Source organism: Parabacteroides sp. AF17-3 (assembly GCF_003635445.1).
Lineage (GTDB): Bacteria > Bacteroidota > Bacteroidia > Bacteroidales > Tannerellaceae > Parabacteroides > Parabacteroides goldsteinii.
Genome location: NZ_QTMM01000001.1, coordinates 89,371 through 107,635 on the forward strand (window position 1 = coordinate 89,371; position 18,265 = coordinate 107,635).

At 42.5% G+C, this 18,265-nt stretch carries 9 protein-coding genes; 7 read left to right on the forward strand and 2 right to left on the reverse strand.

The genetic code is table 11. The features are described 5' to 3' along the window. Positions 1–2: 2 nt before the first annotated feature. Positions 3–698 (reverse strand): hypothetical protein, encoded by a 696-nt coding sequence (locus DWW91_RS00265; protein WP_046145883.1) that lies wholly within the window; start codon positions 696–698, stop codon positions 3–5. 203 nt (positions 699–901) lie between these two features. Between DWW91_RS00265 and nadB the strand changes: the two genes are divergently transcribed. From nadB to DWW91_RS00300, 7 genes are all read left to right on the forward strand, one after another. Further along, a complete protein-coding gene (gene nadB / locus DWW91_RS00270; protein ID WP_010801140.1) occupies positions 902–2,476 on the forward strand; it encodes an L-aspartate oxidase in 1,575 nt (524 codons plus the stop codon). A 131-nt stretch (positions 2,477–2,607) separates the two neighbouring features. Then, a complete protein-coding gene (locus DWW91_RS00275) occupies positions 2,608–3,543 on the forward strand; it encodes a FecR family protein (RefSeq protein WP_122326609.1) in 936 nt (311 codons plus the stop codon). Between the two features lie 202 nt (positions 3,544–3,745). Continuing rightward, positions 3,746–7,060 carry a TonB-dependent receptor gene (locus DWW91_RS00280; protein ID WP_233584367.1) on the forward strand — a complete coding sequence of 1,105 codons (3,315 nt, stop codon included), beginning with the start codon at positions 3,746–3,748 and terminating at the stop codon, positions 7,058–7,060. A gap of 11 nt (positions 7,061–7,071) precedes the next feature. Next, positions 7,072–8,703, forward strand: coding sequence for a RagB/SusD family nutrient uptake outer membrane protein (locus DWW91_RS00285; protein ID WP_233584369.1), 1,632 nt, complete (start codon positions 7,072–7,074; stop codon positions 8,701–8,703). A gap of 167 nt (positions 8,704–8,870) precedes the next feature. Then, positions 8,871–12,137 (forward strand): glycosyl hydrolase, encoded by a 3,267-nt coding sequence (locus DWW91_RS00290; RefSeq protein WP_122326612.1) that lies wholly within the window; start codon positions 8,871–8,873, stop codon positions 12,135–12,137. Between the two features lie 100 nt (positions 12,138–12,237). Beyond that, complete coding sequence (locus DWW91_RS00295) at positions 12,238–15,522, forward strand: glycosyl hydrolase (RefSeq protein ID WP_233584370.1); 3,285 nt, start codon at positions 12,238–12,240, stop codon at positions 15,520–15,522. A gap of 14 nt (positions 15,523–15,536) precedes the next feature. Next, the gene (locus tag DWW91_RS00300) at positions 15,537–17,564 is read left to right on the forward strand and encodes a beta-L-arabinofuranosidase domain-containing protein (protein WP_009860424.1); all 2,028 of its coding nucleotides are present in this window, start codon (positions 15,537–15,539) and stop codon (positions 17,562–17,564) included. Positions 17,565–17,628: 64 nt separating this feature from the next. Here DWW91_RS00300 and DWW91_RS00305 read toward each other — a convergent pair whose 3' ends face one another. Next, on the reverse strand, positions 17,629–18,177 hold the full coding sequence (locus DWW91_RS00305; RefSeq protein ID WP_009860425.1) for an RNA polymerase sigma-70 factor: 549 nt from the start codon (positions 18,175–18,177) through the stop codon (positions 17,629–17,631). Between the last annotated feature and the right edge of the window lie 88 nt (positions 18,178–18,265).

The following is an 18,265-nucleotide window of genomic DNA, read 5'->3' on the forward strand; positions in this document are numbered from 1 at the left end:
ACTTATTTCACTTCTTCGAGTACGGAATAAGATTGTAATACATTATTATTATTGTATTGCTCCGTACGGACTACCCCGATATTGGGAGCATACCATTCGTATCCGTAACCTTCGATCGTTTCTTTCGGGGAACGTGATTTGATTTTAAATTTTACTTTCGTACAATCGAATGTTCCTGCCGGAGTGGTGATCTCTTCGGTTTTCACATATTCGCGGTCGTAAATCGAAATGTTCTTTCTGTCTTTACGATTCTTCTTTGAATAAATGTTGATCACGGCATCGTCGAAATAGACATCATCCGAAGATGCTCCCTGCGCTACGCTCGGATAATTGATTACGGCATCTGTAGCCGCCACTGCGGTATTCGTTGTAGTAACAAAAGATGGATTGGACAGCACCTCTTTCATATCCATAAAGAATTCGCCATCCTGACAAAAAGCCTCCAGTTCGCCTTTATCGATAACTGTCCCGTTATTATTGACGAACACGTAATCGGCTTCGACTTCCAGGCCGGATTGTTTACTTTCCACCTCATCCACTACATAAGTCATCACACCTGACAGGTTTCCTTTGCCGTCATAACTCTTTTTCACCAGTTTTGTACCTTTTGTCGTAGGGAAAAAGAATGTACAATCTTGTGCCATAGCCCCGCCTGCCAACATAGCGGCCAAAGCTACCAGTAAAACTTTAGATTTCATATTTCAAAACGTTTAAGTATTAATAATAAGCCGGATATCCAATGCGTAGTTAAAACAGGGGAAACCTGCGAATGTTTATGGCTTTTCTTTTAAAAATAGCAAAAGAATGCCTATTTCGCCCTTATTTATAAAGAAAGGGGGCATCGAAGGGTACAACCATAAAAGTTAATTCCTAACTTTGGTGATCTAAACAGTAATGTCTTATGGTACAAAGATTCGATTTCTTAGTGATAGGTTCCGGTATTGCAGGAATGAGTTTCGCACTTAAAGTTGCCAGCAAGGGAAAAGTAGCCCTGGTATGCAAAACTAATCTGGAAGAAGCTAACACATATTTCGCTCAGGGAGGCATCGCCTCGGTAACGAACCTGATTGTTGATAATTTCGACAAACATATTGAAGATACAATGATAGCCGGCGACTGGCTCAGCGACCGCGATGCCGTGGAAAAGGTCGTGCGCAACGCCCCTCAGCAAATCAAAGAGCTAATCAGTTGGGGGGTAGACTTCGACAAGGACGAGAAAGGCAACTTCGACCTGCACCGTGAAGGGGGACATTCCGAATTCCGCATCCTGCACCATAAAGACAATACAGGTGCCGAAATACAGGATAGCCTGATTCAGGCCATCCAAAAGCACCCCAACATCACCGTATTTGAGAATCATTTCGCAATCGAAATACTGACGCAGCACCATCTGGGTGTCACCGTCACCCGTCAGACACCGGATATAGAATGCTACGGAGCCTATATCATGGACCCGAACGGACGAATCGACACCTTCCTTTCCAAGGTAACGCTGATTGCAACCGGCGGCGTAGGTGCCGTTTACCAGACAACGACCAATCCGTTGGTAGCCACAGGCGACGGCATAGCGATGGTTTACCGTGCAAAAGGGACCGTTAAGGACATGGAGTTTGTACAGTTCCATCCAACGGCTTTGTACCATCCGGGCGACCGCCCTTCCTTCCTGATTACGGAAGCGATGCGTGGTTACGGCGGTGTTTTGCGTACGCTGGACGGAAAAGAGTTCATGCAGAAGTATGATAAACGTCTTTCACTGGCTCCCCGCGATATTGTGGCACGTGCCATCAAAAACGAGATGGATACCCGTGGAGATGACCATGTATATCTGGACGTTACACACAAAGACCCGGAAGAGACAAAGAAACATTTCCCGAATATTTACGAGAAATGCCTGAGTCTGGGCATCGACATTACCAAGGATTATATCCCGGTAGCTCCTGCCGCCCATTACTTGTGCGGAGGTATCAAGGTCGATCTGGATGCACGTTCTTCTATCGACCGTCTCTATGCGGTAGGCGAATGTTCCTGCACCGGTCTGCATGGCGGCAACCGTCTGGCCTCCAACTCACTAATCGAAGCCGTTGTCTATGCCGATGCAGCAGCCAAGCACAGTTTGGGAATCATTGATTCATTGAAGTATCAGGAAAACATCCCGGAATGGAACGACGAGGGCACGACCTCTCTGGAAGAAATGGTCCTTATCACCCAAAGTGTGAAAGAAGTGGGACAAATCATGAGTACATACGTCGGCATCGTCCGCTCCGACCTGCGCCTGAAACGTGCCTGGGACCGTCTGGACATCATCTATGAAGAAACGGAGAGCCTGTTCAAACGCTCGGTCGCTTCGAAAGATATCTGCGAACTGCGTAATATGATTAATGTAGGTTATTTAATCATGCGCCAGGCCATCGAACGAAAAGAGAGCCGTGGATTGCATTATACGTTGGATTATCCGCCGGTAAAGAAGGAACAGTAAAATAAAAAAGAGCATCTCTGATTCACGGGATGCTCTTTTTGTTTAAAATATTTCATTTTCCTACTAGGGATTTCTGAACTTGTGTTGTCTTTTCTATACAAGACAATAAAAACAACATAAGTTAGCCTATAATGGATAAAGAGATATTACAAAGATATGTAGAAGGAAATGTCAGCCCGGAAGAAATCATTGCCGTAGTCGACTGGCTGGACGCAGATGAAAGTCATGTCCGGGAATTTATGGCGTTACACAAATTGAATGATATATCCTTATTGAATCAACCGGATAACCGGGCCGATAACCAAAAGAAGAAAAGGACTATCTCTTTCCGGAAAATAGGCTATGAATTGGCCAAAATAGCAGCTATACTAATCATATTCTGGGGAGGCACGAAATTATTCGAAACAAACACTACCGAAGAAAGTATTGTTACCTATCAGACACTATATGTACCTACCGGACAACGTGCCGAGTTAATTTTACCGGATAGTACACGAGTATGGCTCAATGCCCATAGTAAACTTATATATCCTGTCAGTTTTGGAAAAGGAAACCGTCAGGTAGAATTAAACGGGGAAGCCTATTTTGACGTTGTTCATAATGAAAAACAACCTTTTATTGTAAAAACTCGTCAAATGGACATACAGGTCTTAGGTACAGAATTTAATGTGACTTCCTATTCTTCTGATTTTGAAGTATCATTATTAAGAGGATGTATAGAATTATCTTCACCCAGTCTTTCATCCACCTATAAGGTGAAAGAAAAAGAACACGTCAAATTAAAAGACAACAAACTGATTGTAAATAATATTACCGACTATGATTATTTCAGATGGAAAGAGGGACTCATCTGTTTCAACAATGAATCGGTTGCAACAATTATTGAGAAACTCAAACTATACTACGACATCGACATAGAAACTCACAATAAGAAATTCTTAAACAGTCGATATTCTGGTAAATTCAGGACAAAAGATGGTATCGAGCAAGTATTGAAAGTCTTGCAGATAGAACATAAATTCAGTTATACAAAAAATAACGATTTAAATCTAATAACTATAAAATAGAATGCCTATGAAATAAAAAATGAAATGTAAAAATTAACCGGATCATGCTCCAACATAACCCGGTTATCACAGTCAGTACTCTGACACAACAGCAAATTGATTTTAGTACTAACTTTCTAGATTTTTCAAAGTTATGAAAAAAAAACCTATAGGGAAGAAGTATGCCCTATTATTATCGAATTTTAAACACATATTCAGACTTATGAAGTTAACCTTTTTATTATTTCTGTTATGTATTTCAAGTGTTTGGGCAAATAATGCCAATTCTCAGACGACTAAAGTAAATATCCAGGCCGAAAATATGCACATGAAGGATATTATCAGTCAGATCGAGTCACAAACGGATTATCTATTTGTTTACAATTATGAAAATGTAGATCTGTCACAAAAAGTATCATTAAAGGCTTCAGATATCTCCGTAGCAGAAGTTCTGAAAATTCTTTTTAAGAACTCGGATGTAGTATATGCTGTAGAAGGTAACAATATCCTGTTAATGAAAAATACAACGGAAAAGAAGCAGCAAAGTGGCAAAAGGATATCCGGTAAGGTAACCGATTCAAACGGTGAAGCTATCATTGGAGCAAATGTCATAGAAGTAGGAACTGTAAACGGTACCATGACAGATATAAATGGTAATTATACTTTAACAGTTTCTCCTTCCTCAATGCTGCAAATATCCTATATCGGATATCTTACACAAGAAATCCGGGTACAGAATAAAACATCATTGGATGTTATCATGAAAGAAGACTTGCAAGCATTGGATGAAGTTGTAGTCGTAGGATACGGAACCCAGAAAAAGGAAGTGGTTACAGGTGCTATCACATCTTTAAAATCTGAAGATATTTCACTCAGCCCAACAGCCAATATGGCCTCCGGATTAGCAGGACGTCTTTCGGGCGTTATTATTAACACACGAAACGGTGAACCAGGAGCAGACGAGTCAACCATACGCATCAGAGGCCAGAATTCTTTGGTATCCAACGATCCTCTCTATGTAATCGACGGTGTTGTTCGTTCTGAAGAAGGAGGTATATTCAGTCGGTTCGATCCGGAAGATATCGAATCGATCACAGTATTGAAGGATGCTTCAGCTGCAATATATGGTTCTCGTGCCGCAAATGGAGTCATATTGATTACCACCAAACGTGGTAAAGTGGGAAAACCGACCATTTCACTCTCTTATAATCATTCATTTACACAACCTACCCGGACTGTAAAAATGGCAAACTCCGCTTCATATGCAAGAGCACAAAATTTGGCAAATGAAATCAGAGGAATCAGCCCTCGCTGGACGGAAGATGAGATACAAAAATTTGCCGACGGGTCAGACCCATTACATTATCCTAACACAAACTGGTATGATGTAGTACAGAAAAACTGGTCAGGTCAGGACAAAGCGAATATACAACTTACCGGAGGTATGGATAACTTAACTTATCTTGTATCTGCTGGTTTCCTGGATCAAGGTTCTCCTTATAGAGAAAGTTCTATGAAGAATCGCATGTACAATATCCGGTCAAATATAGATGCAAAAATAAACGATTATATTAAACTTACTTTTGATTTGTTCGGCAAAAACACAGACCGGACTTTACCGTATAATGGTCAGGCCAGCGGTAACGGGATGTACAGTTGGGTCGGTTTGAGTGCTCCTACAGCCCATGCATACTGGCCCGGAACAGATTATCCGACAAATCAAGGATGGGGTAATTATAATCCATTGGTTATCTCTACAGGAGATGCCGGTACCACTGCTTCCAAAACATGGGTGTTTAACGGACAATCTACTATCGACATATCGATACCCTGGGTGAAAGGTCTGTCGGTAAAAGGAAGTATAGCCTATGACTATTTTGGTCAGAACTATAAACAATTCGAAGATGTATATTATGTATATAGTTACGATGAAAGTACTAATACTTACGAAAAATTAAAGGGTCATACTTCTGCCCCTCAGTTATTTATTGAGGAAAAACGGACTGAGTATATCAACGGAAATGTACGTGTCAATTATTTGAATACATTTGCTGATGTACATACAGTGGATGCCTTTGTCGGTTTCGAACAGAATCAAACCAAAAGCACGGCATTAGATGGTAAACGTACTAATTTTCCTACAGGTACATTAGAAGAACTGAATGCCGGAGATGCCAATACACAGACAAATCACAGTAGTTCTTCAAAAACAGCCAGAAGAAACTATTTCGGACGTGTATTATATGACTATGACCATAAATACATGCTGCAATTCCAATTCAGATACGATGGTTCCCATAACTTCCCTTCCGGAAATCGGTTTGGATTCTTCCCAGGAGTTTCAGGAGGTTGGACAATATCCAGAGAGAATTTCATGAAAGATATTACCTGGTTAAACAATTTGAAACTACGTGGTTCATGGGGAAAAATGGGTAATGATTATCTCAGAGATTCATTCCAATACCTGACGATGTATACATTGGCAGACGGTTCGGTTTTTAACGGAACACAATATTCGGGAATTTCTCAGGCAAATGTGCCTAACCCCAATATTACCTGGGAAAAAGCCGAAACATATGATATTGGATTGGAAACCGGATTCTTGAATAACCGTCTGACATTTGAATTCGATTGGTTCAAAACAAACAGAAAGGATATCCTGACAAAACGTAATGCATCGATCCCGGCATTTACAGGTTTGAACCTGCCTGATGAAAACATCGGAGAAACAGAAAATAAAGGAGTTGAAATGATGCTTGGTTTCAGGGACGATCCCGCCAAAGATTTTTCTTATTCTGTATCCGGCAACCTGACTTATGCCCGGAATAAAGTAATTTTCAAAGATGAAACGCCCATGGCGGAAATATACCAGAAAGAAGAAGGAAAACCTATTGGTGCTGCATTAAAATATGAGGCGATCGGAATATACAGCGAAGCTGATATTGCCAATCCGGATGTTCCCAAAAGACCCGGAACAGTAGCTGGAGACATCAAGATACGGGATGTCAACGGAGACGGTGAAATCAATTCACTCGACCAGGTTCGTCAGGATATGACCAATATTCCTGATATAACTTACGGTATTAACATAAATCTCAGTTGGAAACAATTTGACCTGACGTTAGGATTCCAGGGACAGGCACGGGCAGTCTTTTACCTTCGTGAAGACTGGGTAAATCCGGCTACATCAAACGGTGGTGCAAATATTCTACAATGGTGGACGGAAGATACGATGACACCGGATAACCCGAATGGAACAAAACCACGGTTAGGTACGGCATATGGTATAGGTGGAACAACTTTCACTCAGATCAGCGCTAATTTCTTCAAACTCAAAAATGCAGAAATAGGATATAGAATACCTAAAGATATTATATCCAAAGTCGGTTTGTCAAGAGCTCGGGTATATGTGAGCGGAACGAACTTATTCTCTATCGACCATACCAGCAAATTCGGTATAGATCCGGAAGTTGCCAACGGAGGATGGGATTTGAATCCGATGCGATTAATAAATCTAGGTGTAAACGTTTCATTTTAAAAATACACATGATGAAAAAGATAATATATTTAGTAAGCATAACATGGATCATGTTATTATATTCCTGCAGTGATGTGCTTGATATAACACCAACAGACAGATATCCTGACCCGGCAGTCTGGCAAGATGAGAATCTGTTGAAAATGTTTGTAAATGAACAATACAGTGGCATTTGTACGAAAGATAATTATTATAAAATAATGTATTTTGGAGATGATATTTTCTCCAAATACAATGAAGGAGGCTGTGATCTTATCCGGGAAAATATATTGACAGCCGATAATGTAGGTTCATTAAATAATATACTACATGTATGGGATAATTCGTATAAATTCATCCATAATATTAATGTGTTCTTTAAAAACATAGAGGGATCACCTATTGACGAATCTGTAAAAAAGGAACTTATTGCAGAAATGAAATTCATACGTGCTTATATCTATGCCAAATTGATTTGGGCATACGGTGGTGTTCCTATTATAGAGGAAGCGTTTGATATCAATAGTGACTGGTCGCAAATAAAAAGAAACTCATGGGATGAATGTGTTACCTATATAGTAAAGAACCTGGATGAAGTGATAGCTGACCTTCCTGACAGACCTTCAGAAAGAAACAGAGCCAGTGGAAATGCTGCTCGCGCACTTAAATCACGAGTATTACTCTATGATGCAAGTATATTGAATAATCCGAGCAATGATAAACAGAAATGGCAGAGAGCAGCTGATGCTGCTGCAGCTCTTTTTGATAAAGGATATACGCTGGCAACAGACTATCAGAAAATGTTCCTGGACGTAAACTGCAGTGAATTTATATTCGCAAAAGAATTCAGTGAGACCTATTACTGTCAGTTGACCTTTTATATTGGCACTGCGGGTAATAGCGGACTTGCATTGGCAGTTCCTTCTTTGAATATAGTGGATGCTTACGAAACGATAGACGGTGAAATACCAGTTACCAATAGCGAGTTAGGAACAATCAATCCTAAATCGATGTACGACTCATCCAATCCTTATGTGAACAGAGACCCTCGTTTCTACGCATCGATCTATTATAATGGTGCAGATTTTATGGACCGTAAAATAGAAACTTATAAAGGAGGTTATGATGTAACAAATCAGGATGCCACCATGACAGGCTACTATATAAGGAAGTTTATAGAGGAAGATAAAGGCATTTCTCAAACCAGACATTATACAGGTCCTTTCCCGTTATTCCGGTTATCCGAAATGTATCTCAATTATGCAGAAGCTCAATACCATTTGGGAAATGAAGATCTTGCACGTGAATACATAAATAAGATAAGAGGTCGTGAAGGAGTAAAAATGCCTCCTGTTACAGCCACCGGAGAAGAGTTACTGAATAAAATATACCATGAGCGTATGATCGAACTTGCGTTTGAAGGACATCGTTATTTCGACGTACGTCGTTGGAAGATTGCTGAAAAAACAGAAACTACTCATATTATGGGTCAGGAAATTATAAAGAATGATGACGGAACATTTACTTATAATCGACATCCATTGACTCAGGATTCACGGAAGAACGAATGGAAAGACGCATTTTATCGTTTGCCTATCGCTTTTTCTGAAATTCAAAGAAGTAATAATAGCCTGGAACAAAACTCCGGTTATGAGATAAAATAGTTTCAGTTTTAACTCTGAAAAATATGTTGAATCTAAGGACTGTAATATTCTAATACAGTCCTTAGAACTTTATAAGCGTCCCGAACATGTGAAAAATGTTAATCTCTATATCCCCATAAGGAAAACGAATGTAATGCTTTATAAAAACAGTTTATCAAAATAGAACGATGAGTAAAAAAATAATATCTGTAATTATTGCTATCTTATTCTTTACCAGCCTAATATCGGAAACCGTTCATGCGGTTAAAAAATCAGATACAGAAATCGATAACTTTCTGAATCCACCTAAAGAAAGCCGCCCGTGGGTGTTTATGTGGTGGTATGATAATGTAGATAAACCGGCTATTACAGAGCATTTGGAAGAACTTAGTAAAAAGGGAATAGGTGGAGTTCTCGTGTTTTATCATGGCGGAATGCCCAACGTCCCTTTCTTAGGTGAGGCCTGGCTCGAGCTATATCGCCATACCGTACGGGAATGTGCCCGCCTGGGCTTGGAATGTGGGGCTAATGTAAGTAGCGGCTGGCCTTCCGGTGGTCCCTGGATTGACCAGAAAAATGGGGCAAAACGTGTAGCCTCTAGTGAAACAATCCTTGAAGGACCATCTCTGTTTTCAGGGAAATTAAATACTCCAACCGGAATTACGGGATTATACAAAGACGATGCTGTTTGGGCTTATCCAGTCCATGATTCCATTTCATTTAAGCCATCTATTTCAGTAAGCAGTAACGCCAAAGACATCAACAATATGCTGGACGGCGATTACAATACCGCCTGGAATCCGGAAAATGAGACGGAAGAGCCATGGATTCTTTTTGATTTTAAATCTCCCCAAAAGGTTGATTTTGTTTATCTTGAGCGGGAAGGAATAACAATACTCGAGTCTTCAGAAGATGGAAAAACATATCTACCAGTTGATACACTTCATTCGATTGGTGATGTTTATCAAAATGTTTTTCAATCCGTTCCCGAGCGTACAGCCCGTTTTTTCCGGCTTGTCCTGAAAAAGGGGAGAGGCGAATCTGTCCGTATGGTATCTCTCGGAACTAAAAGCGACGTTCTTCAAGTAGCTTTAATGAATGCCAAACGTGGCCTGATGAATCCATTAACCCCCATTGGCACATCAAAACTAGAAGTAGAACAAGCTTTCCCTTTGGCTCCACTACAGGCTTCTTCTAAAAACTCTCCTCTTCGCATAGGAGATGCAATTGATTTGACCAATAAAATATCACCGGACGGAAGTTTGAACTGGAAAGTCCCGGAAGGAAAATGGAAAATCATTAGAGTGGGAACCGCTTTTGTTGAAATTCCGGCAGGCGGAGGTTTACTGCCCGACTATTTATCAGTAGAATCCACAGACTTTGATTTTGACCATAGCAGTGGAGTACTGATCCGCGAAGCGGAAAAACAAGAGGGAACAACTTTTAAATATTTACATGAGGATAATGTTGAAATTCATGGCATTTATTCATGGACAGAGAATATGTTGGAAGAATTCCGTAATCGACGGGGGTATGACCCAAAACCTTACCTTGCAGCTATGGCCGGTGAAATAGTTGAAAATACGGATATTACAGAACGTTTTTTGAATGATGTTCGTCGAACGATTGCTGATTGTGTCGCTGACGGACACTATAAAATATGGGCAGATCGTGCACATGAAAAAGGGGTACAGGTTCGTGCTGAAGCCGGAGGACAACATCTTCCAAGATTAATGATGAATGACGGTTTGAAAAATCTGGGAAGAATGGATGTTCCAGTCGGAGAATTCTGGTATGGCGGCCAATGGAGTGAAAACCAATGGATCCCGGCAGTGCATCACAGTGGATCACTTTCGGAAGAATGGTATGAAGGACGTCAGAATGTCAACACTAAACAGGCAGCCAGTGCCTCCCATTTATATGGAAAAGAAAAGACGGCTTCAGAGGCATTTACCAGTTTTACTCATTGGGTCAGTTCGCCTGCCACTCTATTACCACGAGCCAATGTCGCTTTTTGTGAAGGAATCAACGACATAACCTTCCATGGTTCTGCTACATCCGGTCCTGCCAATGGTATGCCGGGAACTGTATTTGCAGCCGGAGTTCATTTCAATAACCGGATTACATGGTGGAACCAGGCAAAATCATTTACAGATTATCTGGCACGCTGCCAATACATGCTTCGACGCGGACATTTTGTCGCAGATGTACTTTATTATGAAGGAGATCTTGTACCTTGTTTCGTATCTCCAAAGAATATAGATCCTGACCGTGGTTTTGGATATGATTATGATGTATGCAATACAGAAATTATCATGAGCCGCTTATCCGTTCGGGATGGCCGGATTTACCTGCCTGACGGAATGAATTATCAAGTACTTGTTCTTCCTGAATCCGGAATTGTTCCAGTTGAAGTTGCTCATAAGATTCTCGAATTAGTTCAGGAAGGAGCAACAGTTATAGGTCCGCGATTCGTTAAAACCCCAGGATTAAAAGATTTCCCCCAAAGTGAAAAAATGCTTCATGAAATTGCCCAAAAACTATGGGGCGAAACGGAGGAACCAGTTGATCGCATTGTAGGCAAAGGACGTGTTATCAGTGGATTCAAAATTGCAGACGTATTAAAGAAAAATGCTATTGAAAGAGATTTCTCATACATGAATGAGAATGAAATCGCCAGCTATGGAACAGCACCGGTAAAAATAGATTTTATCCATCGCAGAGAAGGAGAAACTGATATATATTTTGTTATCAACCGAAGGAATACAACTGAAAATATAAATGCCAGGTTCCGTATGACAGGAAAAGTACCGGAATTCTGGAACCCGGTTGATGGTTCAACAAGTTCGGCAAAAGCCTTTTCAATCACAGATTCGATCACAACCGTACCTATGCAGCTAGCACCTTACCAGGGTCTTTTTGTCGTTTTCCGTAAACCTACTTCTGATACCCGACAGGATGGAGTTAACTACACAGAGCATACGGTAGTCAAAACACTTGATACTTCATGGAACCTGCATTTCGATCCTAAATCCGGAGGCCCTGGCGAGCCCGTAATTTACAATTCATTACAGGATCTGACAACAAACAATATACCCGAAATCAAATATTATTCCGGTACAGTGGTTTATCGTAAAGAATTCGATCTTGATGCATTGTCCGAAGAAAATCTTTTCCTTGATTTAGGAACAGTTCACGACCTGGCAACCGTCCGTTTAAATGGAAATGACCTGGGTACTGTATGGTGCGCTCCATGGAGACTTGAAATTTCTCAATATTGCAAACCGAAAGGAAATATTCTTGAAATAGCAGTAACCAATACTTGGTGGAACCGGTTGGTCTATGACGCTTCACAGCCTGAAGGAAAAAGGATTACCAAAACGAATATTGGTTTTTCGCCAACATACAGGCTGATGCCTTCAGGGCTTATAGGACCTGTCACGATTAAAAGATAGGATATCTCCGATTATGAGAATATTTGTCCGCATTTTAATCTTTTTTTGAGAACAACATCGTTTAAATTCTTCTAAATTTACAAACTCAATTCTTTATATCATGAAACATACGGATTCGCTCATTCTATTGTCCTGCTTCATAACAGGACTTTTTGCAAATATTTTATTTGCAAATGCACAGGTACCGGTCGTGCCGTCTGATAAAGAACTATATAGTCCTTTTGAGAATGCGGACGCAAATAAATTTAAATCACCGCCCAAAGTCTTCTACCCCGAAACCTGGTTCCACTACATCGGGGGTAACGTATCCATCAAAGGTATTACTGCTGACCTGGAAGCGATTGCGGATGCCGGATTCTCCGGGATACATCTGTTTCACGGACAGTTCGGCGGGCCCTGGCCGGGGGTCGACCCGCAAATAGCCTGCCTTAGTCCGCTATGGGATGGAATGGTGAAACATACGGCAGAAGAATGCCGGCGTTTAGGGTTACGGTTCACCATGCAGAATTGCCCGGGATGGGCAATGGCGGGCGGTCCCTGGATAAAACCGTCTAATGCCATGCGCCATCTGGCCTGGAGCCGCACGGACATAGAGGGGAACTCGGATGAGATAATGCAAAAGTTACCTCTCCCCCAGCCCAGTGAAGAAGATTGGAGGGATTATGAAGACTTAATGGTAATAGCATTCCCAACGCCCGTGGATGATGACGGAAAGCCATTGATACCGGCCTCGTTCAAAAGCAATAAAGAGGCGGCATGGGAACATTTATGGCAGGGAAAAAGTGAAAACCCGATACAGCTCACCGCAACTACTGCCGAGAACCCGTACTGGATCGAAGTCGAATTCCCGGAAAACGAGATTATCCGTACACTGGAACTTCCTTCCAGTAACGAAATGAACCACCCGTGGTGCTTTGAACCTGATATGCGTGTGAAGCTGGAGGCCTGTTTGCCTGACGGAACAACCCGGGAAGTTCTGAACACAGACCTTCCCCAGAGCAATACACAAGATAATTACCCTATCTCTTTAGCCTGTGCAGAGACAAAAGGGGCAAAGAAATATCGTATCACCCTCATTAATCAACATAATATCGCCCTTAAATCGTTACGTTTATTCACTGCTGCCCGCAAAAACAGCTGGGAGTCACAGGCCGCATGGGTATCAAGAAGCATCGAACGGACAGGCGATCTGAAACAGCACGACCCGGAAACCTACCTGAATACGAAACAAATCAAAGATATAACCACCTTTATGGATGCACAAGGCAACTTGACATGGAAAGCACCGAAAGGAAAATGGACTGTTTTACGCATCGGCCATGTGAATACCGGACGACGTAATTCTCCAGCACCACCGGAAGGTACAGGATGGGAATGCAACAAACTCTCCGTAGAAGGTTCCAGTGCACAGTTCGCCGGATATATCGGACGGCTCTCAGGAGAAAACGGTCCTTTGGCCGGAGGGTTGCTCAATGGCTTGTTAATGGATAGCTGGGAGTGTTACACACAGACCTGGACAGCCGGACTCGACAAAGAGTTTGAACAAATCACAGGTTATCCGCTGAAAAAATGGATTCCGGCACTCTTCGGCTATATAGTGGAAGATCAAGAAACCACTTTTCGCTTTTTATGCGATTGGCGCAGGGTACTCAATACTCTTTTTGTCAATAACTTTTATGGGAATATAGCCAGGCTGGCCAAAGAGAATAATCTCTCCCTGACATACGAAACCAGTGCCGGTGACGGTTTCCCCACGGATATCCTGGAATATTACAAATTTGCCGATGTACCTATGTGCGAGTTCTGGCAACCTATGACGGAGAATTTCGTAGGTTCAATCAATTTCAAACCGATCAAACCGGCGGCCTCCGCAGCCCGCATATATGGGAAACCCCGCGTTGCGGCAGAAGCATTCACTTCCTTTAGCCATACCTGGGACGAACATTGGCAAATGCTGAAAGAAGTAGCCAATGTCAATTCTACGGAAGGAGTTACCCACCTGGTATTCCATACATATACACATAATCCGCAAGTAGGTTTTCCCCCTCCCGGAACTTCTTTCTCCGGAGCAGGCATCGGTACACCGTTCTTACGCGGACAGACCTGGTGGAAATACATGCCTGAGTTTACGACTTATTTAGCCCGATGCAACTATCTGTTGGAAAGAGGGAAACCAGTCTCCGATGTGCTTTGGTATCTGGGAGACGAGACCGATCATAAACCAGACCAGAAAGCACCGTTCCCGGAAGGATTCAAATATGACTATTGCAATCCGGATGTGCTGTTGAACCGGCTTTCCGTAAACAACGGTGACCTGGTGACTCCGGAAGGTTTACGTTACCGTCTCCTCTGGCTACCGGAGGTACCGCGCATGCGCCCGGAAACAGTCGAAAAATTATATGAACTCATTTATGAAGGAGCGACTGTCGTCGGAGAAGCACCATCCGGACTTGCCACACTTTCAGGAGGAAAAGATGCACAGAAAAGATTCGACAGGACCATAAAGAAAATATGGGGAAATACGTCGGAAACAGGTATCCGGCAGATAGGAAAAGGCCGTATCATTTCCGGTATAACTTTGGCTGATGCTTTGGAACAACTGGATATTGCCCCGGATGTAAAAGGTTCGGGTTCCCTGTGGCTGCACAGGAAGACAGAGAATGCCGACTGGTATTTTGTTACAGTACCGAAAGACAAAAGTTTTCAGGAAGAGCTGGATTTCCGGAATAGCGGACATGCCGAGATATGGGACCCTCTGACAGGAAATGTTATTCCTGCCATATATGAAAAAAAGGGAGACCGGACATCTGTAAAGATCAGTTTACCCCAGGCCGGATCTTATTTTGTCGTATTCCGCAAAGACAACCCCGAAATACCTGCAAAAAGTGCTGTGGAAAAGCAAGTCATAACAACGATTCCTCTCAGCCAGCCATGGGAACTCAAATTCCCGGACGGTTGGGGAGCACCTGCATCTCTTCAGATATCTGAACTGAAACCGTGGAAAGATCTGGATACTTCAACAGAAGCGAAAGCATTTTCCGGAACAGTCGAATATTCTTCGACCTTCAATATCGATAATACATCCGGCAACCGGTTTATTCTTGATCTGGGAAGAGTGGATATGATTGCGGAAATAATCATCAACGGCAAACCTGTCCGGACAGTCTGGACCACACCCTACAAAGCCGATGTAACAAAAGCCGTTCGTCCCGGAAAAAACACACTTCAGGTAAAAGTAACCAGTACCTGGTTCAACCGTCTTGTCTATGACGCAGGACAACCGGAAAGTAACCAGAAGACATGGGTGTTAAGATGGCCGGATAAGAACGAACCCTTGAGAGAAAGCGGCCTTATGGGACCGGTAACCCTTTCAATTGAAAAATAAACAAACAATGAGTCATGAAACATAAAATCATTCTATCCTTATTAATTGCAGCAGCATTGAATAGCCTTCCCTTTCCAGGGAAGGCCGATAATCCGGATTACCCCAATAACCGCTATCCGCTTGTAAGAAAACCTTATATAGAACTACCTTTGGGCAGCATCAAACCTAAAGGCTGGCTCCTTGAAATGCTTGAACGGCAGAAAAAAGGGGCATCCAGCCAGATGGATATCCTGTATCCGGAAGTAATGGGAGCACGTAACGGATGGCTGGGAGGCGACGGCGACCAATGGGAAAGAGGTCCTTACTGGATAGACGGATTGCTGCCCCTGGCTTATATCCTTGATGATAGAGAACTGAAACAAAAGGTACAACCCTGGATAGAATGGGCTTTGAAGAGCCAGCGTGAGGACGGTTTCTTCGGACCGGCCAAAGACTATGCACCGGAACCCGGACTTCAACGGGACAACTCTGCCGACTGGTGGCCCCGGATGGTTCTGTTGAAGATCATGCAGCAATATTATTCGGCAACCGGAGATAAACGGGTGACAGACTTTATGACCCGGTATTTCCGCTACCAGCTGGAAACTCTTCCGTCCACCCCGTTGGGAAACTGGACTTTCTGGGCTGAATACCGTGCCTGCGACAATCTCCAGGCCGTATACTGGCTTTACAATATAACCGGAGATGCCTTCCTGCTCGATTTAGGTCATTTATTACATAAACAGAGCTATGACTTCGTCGACATGTTCCTCAACCGGGATGACCTGACCCGCTTCAACACCATCCATTGTGTCAATCTGGCCCAAGGTATCAAAGAGCCGGTCATTTACTATCAACAACATCCTGACAAAAAATACCTGGATGCCGTAAAGAAAGGATTTGCCGATATCCGGCAATACAACGGCCAACCGCAGGGGATGTATGGCGGAGACGAAGGATTGCACGGTAATAACCCTACGCAAGGTTCCGAACTGTGTTCCGCCGTCGAATTAATGTATTCACTGGAAAAGATTATGGAAATAACAGGGGACCTGGCTTTTACGGATCATCTGGAACGGATCGCCTTCAATGCCCTCCCGACCCAGGTCACTGATGACTTTATGGACAAACAATATTTCCAGCAAGCCAACCAGGTCATGATAACCCGCCACGCCCACAATTTCTATGAAGATGCCAATCATGCAGAAACAGATATTATATACGGGACACGGACCGGATATCCATGCTGTTTCTCCAATATGCACCAGGGATGGCCCAAGTTCACCCAAAGCCTTTGGTATGCAACCCCGGATAACGGTATTGCCGCATTGGCCTACTCGCCTTCGGAAGTAACGGCCAAAGTGGGTAACGGCTGTAAAATTAAAATTACGGAAGAAACCTGTTACCCGATGGACGATAAAATCCAACTGACAATCCGGTTGCTCGACAAAACGAAAGAAATAGCATTTCCGCTCCATTTGCGTATTCCCGGATGGTGCAAGGAAGCAACCGTAACTGTCAACGGCGTCCCGGAATCAACGGCAAAAGGAAACAGCGTGGCTATCATCCGGCGGACATGGAAAAGTGGGGACCAGGTTCTTTTACATTTGCCCATGGAGGTTTCAACAAGCAAATGGTATGAGAACTCTGTTGCCGTTGAACGCGGACCATTGGTATATGCCCTGAAAATGGATGAGAAATGGGAAAAGAAAGAATTTAAGGGAGATGAAATTACCCAGTTCGGAAAGTCTTATTATGAAGTGACTTCACCAACCAAATGGAATTATGGCATAGTTGCTTTCGATCCTGATAATATGCAGGAGAATTTCCAGGTAACGATCGACAAGAGCAAGCAGGCCGGCAATTATTTCTGGAATGTAGAGAATGCCCCCATCCTTATCAAAGTAAAAGCGAAAGAAATAACTTCCTGGCAATTGTATAACGAAATGGCCGGTCCGTTACCTTTCTCTACAGGGAGAAGCAAACAGCCTGTAGAAGAGATCACACTCATTCCTTTCGGATGTACGACTCTCAGGATTTCTGAATTTCCGCTGGTAAGATAGTAGCGGAATAGTTGAGTTAACAGATTGTTTTATCGGATATATACTGTCAGATAACAACAATCTGTTATCTTAGAAACAAGAGATAGAAAACAGGCAGATAATCTTTCAAAGCCACCCTCAAAACCTTTAACGATCTGGTAATATGGTATTCGACCCCTTTTGGGCTTATAGACAATTCTTCCGATATTTCCTTGACCGTACGGCATTCATAACGGCTCATTTCAAAAACGCGGCGGGTCTGTTCGGGCAAAGCCTGTAAAGTATCATTGACAATACGGGTTATTTCAGACGAGAATATTTCTTCCAGGTCACAAGCCTGTAAAGTCGAAATACGATAATACAGGTCACGGTCCATCTTAGAAGAGATGGATTCAGAGACAGCCTGTTTCACGTCCTGATGCTTCAAATAGTTCAGGGAACCGTTTTTCAACATCTGGACAAGCAGTGCCAGTGGATATTCAACTTTCTCCTTCTTACTGGTCTCCCACAAATTAATCAAAGATTCAGATACAATATCCTCTGCCGCCATATCATCCCTGACATATGACTTCACAAACAAAAACGAACGTTTGTAGTAGTTTGTATATATATCGCTGAAACTTATATTACTCATCTCCTAGGAAATCTAAAGAAGGCTCTCTCCATTTACTCCAATATCATACAAAAATAAGATTTATTCCATAATAGTCAATATCCATTGG

Bases quoted from the DNA above. Each gene is read 5' to 3' on its own strand.
- DWW91_RS00280 (WP_233584367.1), top strand. From the start codon at position 3,746: ATGAAGTTAACCTTTTTATTATTTCTGTTATGTATTTCAAGTGTTTGG.
- DWW91_RS00285 (WP_233584369.1), top strand. From the start codon at position 7,072: ATGAAAAAGATAATATATTTAGTAAGCATAACATGGATCATGTTATTA.
- DWW91_RS00275 (WP_122326609.1), top strand. From the start codon at position 2,608: ATGGATAAAGAGATATTACAAAGATATGTAGAAGGAAATGTCAGCCCG.
- DWW91_RS00265 (WP_046145883.1), bottom strand. From the start codon at position 698: ATGAAATCTAAAGTTTTACTGGTAGCTTTGGCCGCTATGTTGGCAGGC.
- DWW91_RS00300 (WP_009860424.1), top strand. From the start codon at position 15,537: ATGAAACATAAAATCATTCTATCCTTATTAATTGCAGCAGCATTGAAT.
- DWW91_RS00290 (WP_122326612.1), top strand. From the start codon at position 8,871: ATGAGTAAAAAAATAATATCTGTAATTATTGCTATCTTATTCTTTACC.
- nadB (WP_010801140.1), top strand. From the start codon at position 902: ATGGTACAAAGATTCGATTTCTTAGTGATAGGTTCCGGTATTGCAGGA.
- DWW91_RS00305 (WP_009860425.1), bottom strand. From the start codon at position 18,177: ATGAGTAATATAAGTTTCAGCGATATATATACAAACTACTACAAACGT.
- DWW91_RS00295 (WP_233584370.1), top strand. From the start codon at position 12,238: ATGAAACATACGGATTCGCTCATTCTATTGTCCTGCTTCATAACAGGA.